Source organism: Campylobacter canis (genome assembly GCF_045504005.1).
GTDB lineage: Bacteria > Campylobacterota > Campylobacteria > Campylobacterales > Campylobacteraceae > Campylobacter_A > Campylobacter_A canis.
On record NZ_JBJJXH010000005.1, the window covers coordinates 113327 to 128460 of the forward strand.

General features: G+C 35.4%; 18 protein-coding genes. 10 read left to right on the plus strand and 8 right to left on the minus strand.

Annotation, left to right across the window (positions count from 1 at the left end):
- Positions 1-3: 3 nt before the first annotated feature.
- The 3 genes from ACHJH3_RS06460 to ACHJH3_RS06470 form a co-directional block, all read right to left on the minus strand.
- Positions 4-705, minus strand: coding sequence for a hypothetical protein (locus tag ACHJH3_RS06460; protein WP_407064098.1), 702 nt, complete (start codon positions 703-705; stop codon positions 4-6).
- A 3-nt stretch (positions 706-708) separates the two neighbouring features.
- A complete protein-coding gene (locus ACHJH3_RS06465) occupies positions 709-1515 on the minus strand; it encodes a hypothetical protein (RefSeq protein ID WP_407064099.1) in 807 nt (268 codons plus the stop codon).
- Positions 1516-1588: 73 nt separating this feature from the next.
- A complete protein-coding gene (locus ACHJH3_RS06470) occupies positions 1589-1825 on the minus strand; it encodes a hypothetical protein (protein ID WP_407064100.1) in 237 nt (78 codons plus the stop codon).
- A 162-nt stretch (positions 1826-1987) separates the two neighbouring features.
- Here ACHJH3_RS06470 and ACHJH3_RS06475 point away from each other — a divergent pair, with 162 nt between their 5' ends.
- From ACHJH3_RS06475 to ACHJH3_RS06495, 5 genes are all read left to right on the plus strand, one after another.
- A complete protein-coding gene (locus tag ACHJH3_RS06475) occupies positions 1988-2395 on the plus strand; it encodes a hypothetical protein (RefSeq protein WP_407064101.1) in 408 nt (135 codons plus the stop codon).
- Positions 2392-2949, plus strand: coding sequence for an HAD family hydrolase (locus ACHJH3_RS06480; protein WP_407064102.1), 558 nt, complete (start codon positions 2392-2394; stop codon positions 2947-2949). Before ACHJH3_RS06475 ends, ACHJH3_RS06480 begins: the two co-directional genes overlap by 4 nt.
- 51 nt (positions 2950-3000) lie before the next feature.
- Positions 3001-3132: a hypothetical protein gene (locus tag ACHJH3_RS06485; protein WP_407064103.1), complete on the plus strand. Its 132-nt coding sequence runs from the start codon at positions 3001-3003 to the stop codon at positions 3130-3132.
- 144 nt (positions 3133-3276) lie between these two features.
- Positions 3277-5325 (plus strand): hypothetical protein, encoded by a 2049-nt coding sequence (locus ACHJH3_RS06490; RefSeq protein ID WP_407064104.1) that lies wholly within the window; start codon positions 3277-3279, stop codon positions 5323-5325.
- Positions 5255-6595 (plus strand): M28 family peptidase, encoded by a 1341-nt coding sequence (locus tag ACHJH3_RS06495; protein WP_407064105.1) that lies wholly within the window; start codon positions 5255-5257, stop codon positions 6593-6595. The genes ACHJH3_RS06490 and ACHJH3_RS06495 overlap by 71 nt, the downstream gene beginning before the upstream one ends.
- 217 nt (positions 6596-6812) lie before the next feature.
- Here ACHJH3_RS06495 and ACHJH3_RS06500 read toward each other — a convergent pair whose 3' ends face one another.
- From ACHJH3_RS06500 to ACHJH3_RS06515, 4 genes are read right to left on the minus strand one after another with little or no spacing between them, the layout of a single operon-like run.
- Positions 6813-7376 carry a hypothetical protein gene (locus ACHJH3_RS06500; protein ID WP_407064106.1) on the minus strand — a complete coding sequence of 188 codons (564 nt, stop codon included), beginning with the start codon at positions 7374-7376 and terminating at the stop codon, positions 6813-6815.
- On the minus strand, positions 7366-7926 hold the full coding sequence (locus ACHJH3_RS06505; protein WP_407064107.1) for a rhomboid family intramembrane serine protease: 561 nt from the start codon (positions 7924-7926) through the stop codon (positions 7366-7368). The genes ACHJH3_RS06500 and ACHJH3_RS06505 overlap by 11 nt, the downstream gene beginning before the upstream one ends.
- A complete protein-coding gene (locus tag ACHJH3_RS06510; protein WP_407064108.1) occupies positions 7926-8309 on the minus strand; it encodes a hypothetical protein in 384 nt (127 codons plus the stop codon). Before ACHJH3_RS06510 ends, ACHJH3_RS06505 begins: the two co-directional genes overlap by 1 nt.
- A complete protein-coding gene (locus tag ACHJH3_RS06515; protein WP_407064109.1) occupies positions 8278-8607 on the minus strand; it encodes a hypothetical protein in 330 nt (109 codons plus the stop codon). Before ACHJH3_RS06515 ends, ACHJH3_RS06510 begins: the two co-directional genes overlap by 32 nt.
- A 165-nt stretch (positions 8608-8772) precedes the next feature.
- Between ACHJH3_RS06515 and ACHJH3_RS06520 the strand changes: the two genes are divergently transcribed.
- From ACHJH3_RS06520 to ACHJH3_RS06540, 5 genes are read left to right on the plus strand one after another with little or no spacing between them, the layout of a single operon-like run.
- The gene (locus ACHJH3_RS06520; RefSeq protein ID WP_407064110.1) at positions 8773-9357 is read left to right on the plus strand and encodes a hypothetical protein; all 585 of its coding nucleotides are present in this window, start codon (positions 8773-8775) and stop codon (positions 9355-9357) included.
- Positions 9335-9784, plus strand: coding sequence for a Panacea domain-containing protein (locus ACHJH3_RS06525; RefSeq protein ID WP_407064111.1), 450 nt, complete (start codon positions 9335-9337; stop codon positions 9782-9784). Before ACHJH3_RS06520 ends, ACHJH3_RS06525 begins: the two co-directional genes overlap by 23 nt.
- Before the next feature lie 28 nt (positions 9785-9812).
- On the plus strand, positions 9813-10157 hold the full coding sequence (locus ACHJH3_RS06530) for a hypothetical protein (RefSeq protein WP_407064112.1): 345 nt from the start codon (positions 9813-9815) through the stop codon (positions 10155-10157).
- Between the two features lie 12 nt (positions 10158-10169).
- Entirely contained in the window at positions 10170-10634 is a 465-nt protein-coding gene (locus ACHJH3_RS06535; protein WP_407064113.1) for a hypothetical protein, read from the plus strand.
- Positions 10635-11603 (plus strand): acyltransferase family protein, encoded by a 969-nt coding sequence (locus tag ACHJH3_RS06540; RefSeq protein ID WP_407064114.1) that lies wholly within the window; start codon positions 10635-10637, stop codon positions 11601-11603.
- A gap of 47 nt (positions 11604-11650) precedes the next feature.
- Here ACHJH3_RS06540 and ACHJH3_RS06545 read toward each other — a convergent pair whose 3' ends face one another.
- Positions 11651-14602, minus strand: coding sequence for a DEAD/DEAH box helicase (locus ACHJH3_RS06545; protein WP_407064115.1), 2952 nt, complete (start codon positions 14600-14602; stop codon positions 11651-11653).
- Between the last annotated feature and the right edge of the window lie 532 nt (positions 14603-15134).

Sequence of the window (15134 nt, forward strand, 5' to 3'; positions counted from 1 at the left end):
TTTTTACTCAAGTTTATTTATTTTGTAGTATATTTCCTGTAGATATGGCATAAGCTCATCTTGATGGGTTGTATCCCCATTATCTAAAAAATCAAGCAGTTTTTGTAAAATACATTTAGGAATTTGCTTTTCCAATCCTGACGATCTTATAATATCAATACCTGATAAAACATCGGCATCCTCATCACAATAACAAAAGTCATTCAAATCATAAGTATCTAAAACAACGGTTTGTGTTTTTAAAAAGTCAAAAATTAATGATTTAAATACAACTTCAATGGCATGCTTTAATAGTGTTCTATATTTTGAACTTGATTGCCATAAAAACCTCTTATTGTTTTTGTAGACATCCATTCCTAATGAATAAAAAATCGCTTTTTCTGCCAATTCGACAAGTTGAGGCTGAATTGTATTAATATAGTCATTACCGTGCACAGCTACCAATCTATTATACATAGCTGTAGAAATTTTATCTTGAGAGGTTTTTGTGTCATAGGAGTTATATATCATAAAATTAAAACTACCTAACACATATTCTGCGCAATGATATATTCCCTGCCAAAGTTCCTCGCTTTTTGCCTTATCAAATCTCTCTTTATTTTTTATATACAACTCAAAAAGAGGTTGGTAGCTACTAATTAGCTGTTGATATTTGCTACCTTCTTTAAAAACATAAGATGGTATATAGTTATAACCATTGGACATTTGTTACTTTGTTGCCATGCTTTGGCATAGTAATGACTGCAAATCACCTGAATAGTTGGGTGCAACAATACCGTGCAACTTCAATGTATCAATTTTCTCATCTTCTGTCAAGTGAGAGCTTCTCATAGCCCTTTGAAAAAGCAGAGCCATCCCCTGATCTCTTAACAAAGCCATTGTTTTTACATCCATTCCCACCATATCAGCTATAGAATTATTTTCCTCGCCTACTGCTGTTGCATATAAAACTATCTGTTGCATTCTTGGCAAACCGGCTAAAGCTATTCTAAAAGCTATAAATTGTCTATGTCTAAAGTCTTGGGTTATGACAAGCTTTTCGACATCTTCGTTATCGTCAACAACATCAACTCTTAAAACGCCATCATCGTCTTTGAAAGAATGAACCGATAGCCCTTGCTGCTCTTGCCAGTCTTTATGAGCTCCTTTAGCACTATAAAAACCACCGATTTCGCGATTGTAAACCTTAATAGCATACTTTAGCTTGTTGTATAGATATGTTGTAATACTTGCCTTGTTGTCAAGATCTATATCTCGCAATAATTGAGCTATAGCTTCTCCGCAAATAGAATCCCATTCGCTTCTAGGCGGAACTTGCATATTAATCTCTTGCGCCACTTTTTTAATCAAGCTTTTTGCGTGATTTTTTAATGTGTTATAAGCCTCAATTACTTCGGATTGAGTAATATTGTGCTTATCGGCATGTACAGGCGCCAGCATCTTCAAAAAGAAATCTGCGTCTTCAATTTTTAGCTTGCCATTTTCGGCAAAATAGGGTAGTTTTTTGTCCTCCATCAGAAAATCCTATTTTTGTATTATAATCCTTGCAAGCATTATATCATAAAAATTTTCTTCTATAAAAAAGCAACTAGGGTATAAATTTTGATATTTGTTCTATAAGTTGTTTAGCCTGTAAATTTAATTTTTGTTGCATTTGGATATCAGCTGCAATATAGTAATATAAACATCCAATGATAGCGGCTACAGCGATTAATGCCCGCATAGCCTTAACAAACAAAGAAAGTAGCACGAAGATAATTGTAAATGAAATTAATAACGCCGGAAAATACCCAAAAGCCTCAAGAAATATAGATATATTATTCATGTATAAACCTCCTTTTGTTGAAATATTATATCGTATTATTTTCGTAGCTATTAACTACAAATTTTCAATGTTTAGATACAAACTTATTAACCGCACATTTTTTTGCTATAACTACAAAATAGTCTCATTTTTAATGAGCCAATTTAACCAAGGAGTGGAGATATGGTTACAGAAAATAGCGGTACAACTAAGCGAGGTTGTGCTGGATATGCAACTTATGTTGCAGAAGAGCTAGAGGCGGAAGAAAGCGCTGTTGATGTCGGAGTTATAGCTTCCCATTTTTTAATGGATGAGCTTGGCTATAATGAAGCCGATATGATGAGCGCCAACCCAACCCTGTTCACAACAAACAAAAAGTGGGGTTCAGATGTAAAATCCTTCATTTTGGAGTGTGTGGACAGAATATGGAGCGTTAGGTATTATAAGGACTCTCCATATAAGTTGCTCTTTCAAGAGCTAAAAAATCAGCCAATTTGGGATCTCCTTGAGCCCTATGGCATATTTAGCGTTGAAAGCAACTTAATAGAGCTGCCTCACAACGCCAAAAGAATAAGCAGGAGGGTAGCATGATACATCGAGACGGTGAATTATTTACCTTCCTGTCACCGGCGTTTCTTAAAAAAATTCTAATTCTTTGGGATTTAGATGGCACGCTGGTAGATTCTCGTCATAGAACAAAGTTAGACGAGAACGGGGTTTTTGATTTAGATTATTGGCTAAAACATTGCACAGCCGAATTTATAAATCAAGACCAACTACTTCCGCTAGCAGCTGTATTTTACAGCTTTGCCAATGCAGGTTTTACACAAATCCTGCTTACGGCTAGAGTGCTAGGGGAAGCCGATCATGAGTATCTTAACAAGCACAATATGAAGTTTGACATGATACTTCATCGTGAAAACTCATTAGAGCTTGACGAGATGCTAAAATCTCAGCAGATACAAAACTATCTAGTTGAGAACGACCTCATTCCGTTTCTTGCTTTTGATGATAAGCAAGAAAATCTTGAAGTCTTTGATCGGTTAGGCTTTCGTACGATGCATGCTTCGTACGTAAACGAAAAGCTACGAATAGGATGCTTTTCAGAGCTTAAGGATTTATTGCCAAAGCAATTTGTGAAATAAATTCTAAGCTAGGGTGCTTTTAAAGGCACCCTCTTTTTAAAAGGAGCTTATATGGCGAATATTAGGAGAAACGGTGATGTGCTTATGGCTTTTAAGCGCGAAATAACCATGAAAACCAAAATAGTTAAGTCAAAAAAACTTTACAATCGTAAGGTTTTAAAAAGACTTAAACCCGTCTTTTAAGACACCTACCTTTTAGGTAGCAACCTTATTTTTATCAAAAACAACCTACTCTACAAAACATCTTCTATCATAATTTTTAGCTATAACCTATAAACCAAACTTCATGCTTTCGCATGTTGGAATAATTTTTTAAAGGAGAGCAAAATGGTTGAAGATGTAATTCATCAACAACAAGTTGAGGCGAAAATCGCCCCTCAAACCCAAAAATATTGGGTCAAAAAACTAAAAAAACATCCAAAATTGGATGTTATTTTAGAAAAAACCGGAACAAAAAGTCCGGAAGAAGTTGTACAAGAGCTGTACAGCTTGTTGTTGGACTGCTCATTTATGACGCGCAGTCTCAATAATAGCGTTGGTATGTTTTTAGTGACTAGCGCTAATAACAATGTGCTTGGCGGCAATGTTCACCTTGAGACAGACATAGAGGACAACTCTATGGGTCTTGGAGTAAAATTGATGCGAGAGTATTTGGCAATTAGAGGCTTTAAAAACCTTTATGCCATATTCTGGGCATTAAATGACGCCGCAGCTCAGATAAATGTCATGGACAACGGTATCACAACCTATTTGGATGATGATGGTGCTGTTTTATGGAATGACATTTGGAAGGAGCTTAATTTCAATAAAGAGATGGATGACGACAAGGCACTTTTTTATGCTTTGAAGAAATCTTATAATCACCTGTGGAATCACTCAGACGATTATCGCCCTAAGTGGGATCTTGAGCTATCAGAAGAGATGGCTACTTTATTGAGAGACAATCCTTTTTTATTTAGGCTTGCCTATATGAAAAAGTTTAGCTCCAACAATAATGTTGAAAAGATAACGGTATCCCTCAGAGATGTGTTATCTATTCTTGAAGAACATAAAAATCGATGGAAAAAATATCATGGTTTTATACCTCAGTCAATTCCAATGATTTTATGTAACCCAAAGCAATTTAGCAAAGATATTTTGCAATGGGTACAAGAAGAGTATGGGATCAAGCAAATTCATAGACTAGCTCCTCAAGCTCAACTAAGAATAGCGTCTTTTGTAGATTGGCTGGGTAATTGTATTCTTGAAGTGAATAAAGACTCGTTAAGGTTCGGAAATTTAGTTGGATATATTCCTTCCGTAACATGCGCCGAGGATTTAATCAAAAGAACAAAAACCATAGTAAAACACAAAGTTGGCGTTAACCTTCCTTCAATACACGCTTTATTCAATTTTGCAAAAAATCAATCTCTAAATAAAGAGGCTGTGGATAGAGCTCAAGAGCTTTGCGAAAATATCAAGGATGAAAATATAAGACAAAAAGTCTTTATGGCAGTCTACAATAGCACAATCAGTCAATTTAATCAAACTCATCAATTTATTGAGTTTTTACAAGAATTGGATGTAGAAGCTATGGAAAGGTATTATGCCGGTAATCAGCAAAGCACTATGGCTGCTGCCGAGCTAATGTTTAAAGCTTGGAACGAGCGGGATATTGACGATCAAGAAATCGCTCCTTTTAGCGATACTTTTCAAGCTAAAAAAGGTGAGTATCAATATGAGATAATAGATACTCGTATTGACAAAACGGGCTTATTAGCCGGTATTTATACCGACTGCTGCCAAGCACCGCTTTCAGCCGGATCAAGATGTGTAAATGTGGGTTATAGTAATCCATTTTTTACATTTTTTATTATTAGGCGTAAAGGAAGTGTAATAGCACAATCTATGGTTTGGATGAGTGAGAGCGGTGAAATGATCTGCTTTGATTCAGCTGAAGTTCTTGGAAAATCTGAACGTAAAGATTTAGATATTATTGCAAAAATTTATAAAGCTACTGCTGATAGATTGATGCAAACTAAGGGCGTTAGATGTGTTAGTATGGGAGCGAACGGTGGATCTTCTCAGCTTGTTAATCATTGTGATGACATTATTAAGAAAAAGTCGATTGGAGTCAATTGTAACATTGTAGATAAGGAAACCGGATTTCTTCGTTATAGTAACTCGGCTATAACCGAAGGAAGGGTTTATAGCGACGCTACATCTCGCTTGTACATTTTAGCTAGTGAAGAAGATTTTATTAACAAGCTTAAATCAGACTGCGAAAAAAGCTTAGCAAATTCTTCTGATTGTGAATATGATGAAGATGACGATGATAGTTACGATGATGAAGATGATTACGATGATGAAGATGATAGCCAAGATGGCAACTATTAAAAAGAGGAGTAAAACAATGAAGAAGGAAAAAATTTTGGAGTTGTTTACAACTCTTTGCAAAGGTTATAAGGATGAGGACCCAAATAGCCCCAAGCTTTTGGCAATTCAAGACTGGATGAAAGAAAGAGGAATGACATATAACTACATACCTGATGTAGGACTGTTTTCCAATATCGACATCCACAATCCTCCAAAAATTATTATTATGGCTCATATAGATTTAATCCCTTTGTTTTCAAAAGGGTTTGAAAACAATAGAATGCCGGTTATTACAGATACGCATGTAATCGGCGGACTTGACAACACTATATGCAACGCCGTTGCGCTACTTGTTTTTGAGGAACTCATAAAAAGAAGCGTAACAAATGTTGGGCTATTTTTATCTGAGGGGGAGGAAGTTGGTTGCGACGGAGCTCGCAACTTTTTAAGATATACCAGAAAATTCCTACAAAACACATTCTTTGTAAATTTGGATGTGACAAATGAGGGATATGGTCTTTCTGGGTCGTTTGAGTATGATGAGCCAAATCCTGCAATTTGTAGGCAACTGGTCAATCAATTCAAAGATACTATGTTTTATACCCAAGAAAGGGTTTGTGATGATACGGACATGGTAAATGCAGCCGAACTTAATGGATTTAGCTATTGTTTGCCAACTAAGGATAATATCCATAGTTATAAAAACAAAGCTAAGCTAAAAAGTTTGGAACCTTATGCAGAAGGTTTACTCTGGCTTGCTCAACACTTAGACACTCAATGCATTCAAATGCCAATTGAGTTTTTGGATGCAAAAGAGATTAACTTTGCTCAAAAGAAGAAATTTAGAGATAAAACAACTTTAGATTTGTTTGATGAGCTTATTGAAGAGCAAGCAAGGTGGAGGGAGAGACAAAAACGGCTTGAAGAGTTAAAAAACGAATCAAGTTATTCAAAGTCAAAAACAAAGAAAAAACCTCCTTATATTATAGCTTCGGTTGATCCCGAAGACTACTCCTACATTGATAAGCACGGAAACTGCGTGTATGTAGGAGATCTTTGGAAGCCTGTCTATGACCCTGAGCTGAATATGGTTTTTTATCCTACCGGAAAGGTTGACGAAGTAGATCCAGAGTCGCACCTTAGGGATAAAAACGGATTTTTTGTCTTCAGCTGGGATGATGGCGGATTTTCTGAAGACGACGAGGATGAATACAATGACGACGAGGATGAAGACTATGGCTATTTGGCTGATAAATCAGATAGACTGGTCGATGAAACTTGGCGTTATTAAACAAAAGAAGTTGGTGATTCATTTCACCAATTTCTTTTTACCTTTTAGGTAAAAATCTATTTAAAATCTTACCCTAAATTCAAATACTTATTTTTTTTGCTATAACATATTTATTCAGCAACCTCAGTTGCTCAACTCTTCTAAGGATTTCAAATGTCTAATTTGTATTATAATCCTCTTCTTTACTCTTCTCGCTCCTTTTAGGAGCCTCCTCTTTTTAATTAACTAGCAAATCTTTTAAATTGATTAATCCAACATTCTCTTCTGTCAATAATTTATCAGACGAGTAGTCTTTGTATTCTTTAAAGACAAAAGCCGGCACAAAACGATCCCCAAAATTATCTTCTGTTATAAAATTATCCAAAAGCCCTTGAGTGGTAACTATTAAAGAGATAGCTTCCTGGGTGTTGTACGTGAAGCTACAAAAATTATATAAGATTTTTAAAGTTGAATCGTCTGTTTGGATAGTAAAACCCATAACAGGAAAATCAAAAAAGCCATCCGCATCTATATCTTCTAAAAATCCTCTACAATTCCTGCTGTTAATTAAGCTAGCATTGTTATTTGCTATATCTCTTAGAACCCTTGTGGTTCCTTCAACCCTAGAAATCCCCCTCATTAGCTCTTTATTTCTCTCTTTTTCATTTATATTTGTATTATTTGACGAAAGTGCATGTTCCGTATAAACGTCACTGCCCTGAGGACTATTAAAAAACAAAAAACCTAATCCAAATACAAAGCCAAATGCCACAACAATTAAAGTAAGTATTCTAATATTCATACAAGTGTCTCCCCTTAAATTTAAAAACAACCAGCGCTACAATCCCGCACACAATTCCAACTATTGCGCCTCCTAGATGAGCATACCAAGCAATAGGCATATCAAACACAAATACCATAATATGAAACACTGTTGAGTCCCAAACAAACCTTTTAAAGCTCCTGCTTACAACAGAGCTAAAGGCAAAGACGCCAAAAATAGCACCGGAAGCCCCGACAACGTTAGTAAGTCCGTCTACATTGATAATATATAGAACAGATGCAAAACTGCTTGCTATTAAAGATAAAAAGTATACTGTCGTATACAAAAAAGATCCTATGGTTTTCTCTGCTCTCCATCCAATCAAAAATAAAAATAGCATATTCATTGCTATATGCGAAAGATTAGCATGTATAAAACCCGAAGAGATCCACGTTATAGGCTTATCTGCAAATGTCATATAATTAATGCCCCAGCCAATGAGCCACTGATTAAGCGCATCTCCTGATAGTTGCATATTAAACATAACGAAAATTGTAATATTTATGATTATTAGCAGTATATTAGACATTATTTCTTTCCTGGGGTAAATGAGTTTAGGATATCATCTATTTGATTTGCTTGGTTGGGCTTGTTGTCCGCCCCCTGCCCTAAAACGTCTTTACCGATTTTTTGTATATCTTGCACCGTAATTCCATCAAGTGAAACGGCACTGTCTTTTAGTATACCCTCTTGCAAGTCTTTTATCTTTTCTTGCATACTATAGTTTGTATCAGGCATTGTTAAATTTATATCATTTAGATTTTTAGGAAGCATTTTTAACAAATCCTCCTGTGTTATTCCCGGAGCTGCATAAACACTTACCGCAAATATTATACTAGCTATGCAACCAAGCGCAAGATCTGGAGTAATATTTTGCTCCTTATTCTTTATTTTTGTTTCTAAATTTGACACAAAGCTCCTTTTTCTTGTTAAGTTCCAATCTCACTTTATAAAATGTATTATTTTTGGATAAAAGCTCTACTGTGGTATAGCCGCTACTTAAAATATCTCTCATCTCATCTACACTTATTTTTGGGTGTCCTAGTCCATAAATTTGATTTCTAAAAACTTTAAACGAGCAACCCATATTAACCCATTTGCCATTCTCTTGCTTAAATTTAGCTGCTTCGCATATAAAAATTTTATCTTTTTCCAAGACAGAACAACCACATTTTGGACAAGCGCCAACTATATTAAATGCATTATTCATGTAAAGACTCCACTTTTAAAACAATACTATTAGAATATTGTCTCTATACTGATTTTGCTAGTATATCACAACTTTGTTTAAAGTAACTTTAAGAAATAATACAATATAATTATATTGTTGAAAAAAATATTTTTTCAACCAACTCAGGAATTGAGGAGGAATGCAGTGAAAACAAAGGGGCTTATTTTTATAAGCATAGCTACCGCTGTCATCCTAATAGGCTGTGGAGGTAATGATACCAAATCAAAACCAACGAATGTTGTTGAACAAACAAAAGTACCTATAGATGTCACGGAAGTTAAGCCAATGCCCTCAGAGGCAGAACAAAAACAGATGCAGCTAATGCATGAGATGGCACAATCTCAAGATGAGGCTTTAGAATCTCTGCGAAATGTTAAGGCTAAAGAGATAGATTTTAGTGAGATCTTTGGGGAGTTAAACACAACAACTAGCGACACCAACTCTACAATGCCACAAGATGGCAATACAACTCACATTAAAACTTCTAAGAACTTTGACATTTTTGCCGAGCTCAAAGCTGGAGATGACGTTTACAATACAAAAGGTGTAAAGGTTGATCCGCTTACCGGAGCGCCTTTAGAAGATGTTAATTTAACGGAGACCTCTGTTCAGGTGATGGAGTTTGATCAAGACGGAAAACCAATTATCAGAAGTATAGAGGAATCTAGACAAATTTTAAACACTTTAAAACAAAAGGATGGTGAAAATGAAAGCAACAGATCTCAGTAATTATGTAATTAATTACTACATTTTAAAAGACAAGCCGTTACTCCATACAGATATGCACAAAATCTTGTATGAAATCAATGGAGCTTATCTACAAAAAACTGGACACTTTTTGTTAGATGAGAACTTTGAAGCATGGTCCTTTGGTCCTTGCATACATGAATTGTATAAGGCGCGAGAATCTTCTCCGATTTTAATGGAGCAGCAAAAGGATGAGCCGCTAATGGGACATGTTGATAGATCCGGCAATGTTTTGGGCAACGAGGAGGTTGATTTTATTGCCCAAAAAACAGCTGAATGCTTATCCAAAATAGAAGATCATGCCGGTATACTTTCTAATGAAGAAGGTTGGATTGAGACCCTAGAAAACAAAGGCGTTCGCGGGACAATCGAAGATGATCTTATTAAAAGAGATTATATAGGAGTTTAAATATATGTTGTTACAAGAGGTTTTAAATATGTTGGCAATTGGCTTAGTAGGAATGGCTTTGAATTTAGTTGTACCTATACTAAAGCATTTTGAAATGGGATTTTATATCAACCCAAATATTAATGATGATGAGTTCCTAGCTCGCGAAAAAGAGCTATCAGCTCTAACAAAGATGGTATATGAAAAGCATGGAAGTAAGACAACCTGGATATTAATGCTAATTCCATATTCATCTATTTTAGACTGGCTGCTAAGCATGTACTTTTTAAGAAAGTATTTGGCAAAAAACCCTCAAAAAGATATGATTGATTACATGATGGAGATGCGTCATCAGATGCTCGAAAACCCATGCAATAGATATGTAGTCTCTTAATAAGGGTTTAAAATGTACTTTGACAAAAAACGCCCTATGACGGCTATATCAAAGCTATTGATGTTAATATTGCTTTCCACCTGCTCTTTTGCAGGAAATCAGGCGACTAAAGAGGTTGATAGCGTAGATAAAATTTTGGATGCAATCATTGCAGAAGAAAACACAAGGATTGCTCCTCCACAACTTCCCATAAAGATTAATCATGAAACCAAAGAGATTATTTTTACTTTTGTAGACCATAATCATAAAAATATCTCAAGGGAAGAAGAGTACGCTAAATGGAAAGCAATAGATCTTAGGCAGGCAAATGTAATGTGCCAGGATGGCAAAGCGGTTTTAATGTTTGTTGCAGGCTATTATTTTGTATTTAATTATCAAGAACCAAACAACCAATCCACGCTACACACTCAAACTATAACCCCAAAAACATGTGGAATTGATCCTGATAGCATTAAGCTGCTTAAAAAGGCTAAGTAAATGTTCGGGTACCTGCGTTTTATTTTAGCTGTGTTCGTTCTGTGCTCTCATAGTAAAATCACCTTCTTTTATGTACATCAAGGTTGGGTAGCAGTTTTTGCTTTCTATATTTTAGCTGGTATAGTAAGTACAAAGCTGTTTTATCAAGTACACCAAAACAATATAAAGATTTATTTAAAAGATAGGTTTCTTAGAATATATCCTATGGCTATTTTTTGGCTAGTGATAGCTTTTGTCTCTATTGCTGCCCTAACTCCAAACGAACTATCTCTGTCGCCATTAAAATTTATATATGCGATAACTCTTATTCCCCTTTCATATTTTTCATATATCAACGTTCAAACTCTACCAAATGAAATACCGGGCTTAGATTTTGTACTGCCTCCGTTTTTTTCAGTAGGTCTAGAGGTGCAAATATACATGCTGCTAGCGATATTGTTTACTGTAAACAAATTTTGGCTCATTAGGACAGTAGCTATTATAAGCTTTATACAGTATGCAATAGTGATTTTCTTTCCTATTTTTAAAGAAACCCAAGATGCAGTAAATTTTTCGTATACAATGTTCTTTTCGGTTTTTTGGGTATTTTATATAGGAATTTTGATTTACTATAAAAAAAATAAAGAAGTTTTGTTGTGGTGGGTTATCCTAACTTCTCTCCTAGCTTTGCAATTTGCGACCAAGCATGGGCTTGGATCTTCCCCTCACACTTTAATCGGAGTTGTTATTTTTATCCCTATTATAGCGGCTATGGCAAATGTTGATGTCAAGTTAAAATTTAACAATTTCTTTGGTTCCATGAGCTATATCGTATACTGTAACCATTATCTGGTTGTATTTTTATCTGAAAAGCTATATAAAACAATTCTACCATGGTATTTAACTCTTGCAATATCTATGATTATAGGACTTGTATCATACTGGCTAATTGAGCTTCCGCTGAATAAAAAAAGAGGGTTAAAAAAATAAATAAGTCCTACAAGGACTAAGATGTAAAGAAAGGAAAGATCCTTTCTTTAATACATCTTTTTTTGATTCTGGGCAAAAAACCCGGAATTTTTTATTTCTTGAGCCATCATTCCAACGAAGTTTTTATTTCCTCCCTTAGAAGTTAGCTTGGCATAATCGCCAACAACAATGAAACTCTCTTGAGCTCTTGAAATCGCAACATTGACCAGCGAAGGGTCGCTATTGATAAAATCAAGTGAATCATTCTCTCTTGAGCACACCGTTGAAAAAAGAATAACCTTAAACTCCACTCCTTGGAACTTATGAACTGTTCCAATTTTGGCGCAGTTTGTTTTATGTCCCAGTTTAGAACCAAACCTACTAATTAAAGCAGCTTCCTGTTCTTGATAAGGAGTAATTATCCCCACATCAGTAGCCAAATTGTAGCCTACAGCCTCTAGTCTATTAAGAAGTTTGTCAATCATATTAATTTCATTTTGATTAACCTTCCTATATGACTTCGTGTCTGAATTAACCACATCAAACATCATTAGCCGATGTTTTGTCTTGGCTGCCGCAACCTTAGAGCACACATTAATACCCTTGTATCCAGCTATTTTGATAAACAATTCAGCTATCTCGCGGGCACATCTTCTGTGCTCATCCAAAACAATAGATTTGCCTGTATTTTCATATCCACCCTTTATTGCTCCGGCTGCTCTATTGAAAGCCGAAACAGTTGATGGGGAATATTTATTCCAAACATCACTATCGTATGCCGAGCTTAATGTCTCGACAAAAATTTCATCAACGCCGACAACCGGTGCCAATTGCTTTGGATCACCAACTACAATAGCACGCTTAGCACGTCTAAATGCAGGAAGTATATCCATAGAAGTAATCATCCCCGCCTCATCCGCAATCACCGTTCTAAAAACAGTAATTTTATTTGGGTAAAAGCCCGGAAATAAATTGCTTGCGCTAGCAAGTGTTGATGTAAAAACAGGATATGCCATAGATATGTATCTTAACACCTCTGCATATCCGGAAGGATCACGCCCATACTGCTCTATCAAATAATCATATCCGCCGTTAGAGCCTAGATAACCTAAAGCCTTAATAACCTCATGCTTATTTTGTAAGATGCGTTGCTCCATGTGTCTCAACGCCGCAATATAGAGTTCGTAATTCTCTTTGTTTAATTTGGTTCTAAAAAATACGCTCCAGCTATCGCAAGAAATTATATTGGTAAAATTCTCTGGATTGCTACTAAAATCTGCTATATATTTATTAACAACAGATAATTGCAACTCCTTTTCCATGAATTCCAATGCAGCCTCGTATTCAAAAGACAGCTCTTTAATCCTTATTAAAATCTCAAAGACGCCTTTGAAGGCTACCACATCGGCAATATGAAAATCCAACTCAGCCAAAATTTTTGTAGAACCCTTGAATACTTTAGACATGAAGCCTAATGACTTAAGTCTCATATCTATAACCTCAAGTTGTTCTAACATTCCATTATCAAGCCTATCTTTCATCCCCTCAAACTCAACTTCTACCCCGGTGATGATAGCAAACTTTCTAAGCAGGCTCTGCATTTCATTATGCACTTTTCTTGCATTTGCAAAACCTCCCGCAAAAGAGCTAAGTTCACTCTGTCGCACTAATAGTTCATCATAATTTTTTATGCCTATTAGCTGTTTTGAGTTTGATTTTATCTCCAAAAAAAGAGCTTTTTGAGCGTCAATTAAACCGACTAAATCCCTCATCTCTTTTTTAGCTGTCTCATACCTAACCTGATTAAAAGGCTGATTTTCAAGGTAGTTGATATACTCATCTACACTTTTTGATGAAGCTTCTTTATTGTTGTTGTTTCCTCCAACAAAATAAAAGCCCCTTTGAAAACCATGAGCTAGCTTCTCATAGATATTGCCTATGGCTTTATTTGAAGTAGATGTAACCAACATCATGTTGTTATAATCTCCTTCGCCTCTTAGAACTCTTAATTCTCTCTTCGTAACTTCTTGAGCTATTATCGAAAGAATCAGTTGAGTCTTGCCCGTACCGGGAGCTCCATCAACTGCAATCAGAGCTTTTTCTTTAGCGTTTTCAGCTAAAACAGTAGCCTGTCCTGCACCCAAAGGATAGTACTTTGTCAAAGAACCGTAATAGGTCGTATCATCCAAAGTAGCCCCACTTCCATTTTCCGCATCGTTCAATAAATAGGCGTCCACAAGCGGATTGTCCTCATTGATCATCGCAGAAAACTCTCTTTTTGCTTTATAGTTGTCTTTTTTGGAAAAAAACATAAAAGCAGAAGAGTTTTCCTGATTTATCTGCGGATAAATCAGCTCGTCGTCTCCGGCTCTTTGCTTACTCCTGAATAAAGAGTAAAGGCTTTCAACGAAATCTTTTAAGTTCGATCTTGCATCAGGGGCAACAAGTGCACTCAAATGCTCTGCCACGAACTCATCTTTTACCTCTCCATTTTCCTCATAGGTAAAATCGAAGAAGTGTCTGATTACATCCTGATTGACTACAACATCCGTTGTATTGCAATCAACCTGCACAATGTAATCACCTTCATTTTGATACATGGCTTGCTTATTAACCGGTAGCATTACTAGCGGAAAATATACCCACGCATCCCTCGACTCAAAAAACACTTTAAAATACGCCAAAGCGATATAGAGCTTATTTGAGTCCTCTAATACCCCCTTGTCGTTTTTAGTGTTTACGACTGGGGACACTCTAGATCTGATATAATCTATCATTCTAGCTCCGATCCTAATCGACAAATCTGTGATCTGCCTTTTGATTAGCTCTTCGCCATTCTGAAAAGATTTTATCTGATCTGTTATTGTCACATCAGAGGCTTTAATCTGAAGCATAGCCAATCTATCATTAGCTCTTTCAGAGTTCCCTTGAATGTGACAAACTGAAGCCATCGCTTGCATTCCTGCAAAACGAATAAACATCTCAAGGATGTCTTTTCTTCCCTCAGTCTTTTTTGCCATCTTTTCTCCTTTAAAAAATTTATCTACTTAAAGCAAGTAGAATCATTTATGAGTTATAGCAAAAAATATGGATTGAATTAAAAATCAAAAAAAATGACAAAAACTAAAATTTTTGAATACCTAAAATAGAGCTCAATTTGAGCTCAAATCAGGCTCAATTTAGACCATAAAAAATACATGGATATTTTTTGTATTATATAGACATTCAAAAAATGACACATAACACTATAAAAAATATATACGTAATTTAGCAAAAAATAAAAAAAATCAAAAAATTCCTAAGTTAAATAAAAGTATTTTAAAAATAAAGCCAAAAACTTATCTAACCGCCACACTTAAAAACAAAAAACTGCCGCCTTACCCCCTTTTTGTATTGCACACAATAACCAAACTATTAACGGGATTTATTTAAAGTAATTTATTTTTGAAATAAAGAAACCTAAACTTGGATGTTTTTTTTGATAAAAAAGTTGTAAGGTTCCAACCTTATACGGCTAAACCTTACAGATATTGTGTAACTTGAGAAATATTT

Excerpts from the sequence above, each read along its gene's own strand:
- ACHJH3_RS06460 (WP_407064098.1), bottom strand. The coding sequence starts at position 705 with ATGTCCAATGGTTATAACTATATACCATCTTATGTTTTTAAAGAAGGT.
- ACHJH3_RS06465 (WP_407064099.1), bottom strand. The coding sequence starts at position 1,515 with ATGGAGGACAAAAAACTACCCTATTTTGCCGAAAATGGCAAGCTAAAA.
- ACHJH3_RS06470 (WP_407064100.1), bottom strand. The coding sequence starts at position 1,825 with ATGAATAATATATCTATATTTCTTGAGGCTTTTGGGTATTTTCCGGCG.
- ACHJH3_RS06475 (WP_407064101.1), top strand. The coding sequence starts at position 1,988 with ATGGTTACAGAAAATAGCGGTACAACTAAGCGAGGTTGTGCTGGATAT.
- ACHJH3_RS06480 (WP_407064102.1), top strand. The coding sequence starts at position 2,392 with ATGATACATCGAGACGGTGAATTATTTACCTTCCTGTCACCGGCGTTT.
- ACHJH3_RS06485 (WP_407064103.1), top strand. The coding sequence starts at position 3,001 with ATGGCGAATATTAGGAGAAACGGTGATGTGCTTATGGCTTTTAAGCGC.
- ACHJH3_RS06490 (WP_407064104.1), top strand. The coding sequence starts at position 3,277 with ATGGTTGAAGATGTAATTCATCAACAACAAGTTGAGGCGAAAATCGCC.
- ACHJH3_RS06495 (WP_407064105.1), top strand. The coding sequence starts at position 5,255 with ATGACGATGATAGTTACGATGATGAAGATGATTACGATGATGAAGATG.
- ACHJH3_RS06500 (WP_407064106.1), bottom strand. The coding sequence starts at position 7,376 with ATGAATATTAGAATACTTACTTTAATTGTTGTGGCATTTGGCTTTGTA.
- ACHJH3_RS06505 (WP_407064107.1), bottom strand. The coding sequence starts at position 7,926 with ATGTCTAATATACTGCTAATAATCATAAATATTACAATTTTCGTTATG.
- ACHJH3_RS06515 (WP_407064109.1), bottom strand. The coding sequence starts at position 8,607 with ATGAATAATGCATTTAATATAGTTGGCGCTTGTCCAAAATGTGGTTGT.
- ACHJH3_RS06525 (WP_407064111.1), top strand. The coding sequence starts at position 9,335 with ATGAAAGCAACAGATCTCAGTAATTATGTAATTAATTACTACATTTTA.
- ACHJH3_RS06530 (WP_407064112.1), top strand. The coding sequence starts at position 9,813 with ATGTTGGCAATTGGCTTAGTAGGAATGGCTTTGAATTTAGTTGTACCT.
- ACHJH3_RS06535 (WP_407064113.1), top strand. The coding sequence starts at position 10,170 with ATGTACTTTGACAAAAAACGCCCTATGACGGCTATATCAAAGCTATTG.
- ACHJH3_RS06540 (WP_407064114.1), top strand. The coding sequence starts at position 10,635 with ATGTTCGGGTACCTGCGTTTTATTTTAGCTGTGTTCGTTCTGTGCTCT.
- ACHJH3_RS06545 (WP_407064115.1), bottom strand. The coding sequence starts at position 14,602 with ATGGCAAAAAAGACTGAGGGAAGAAAAGACATCCTTGAGATGTTTATT.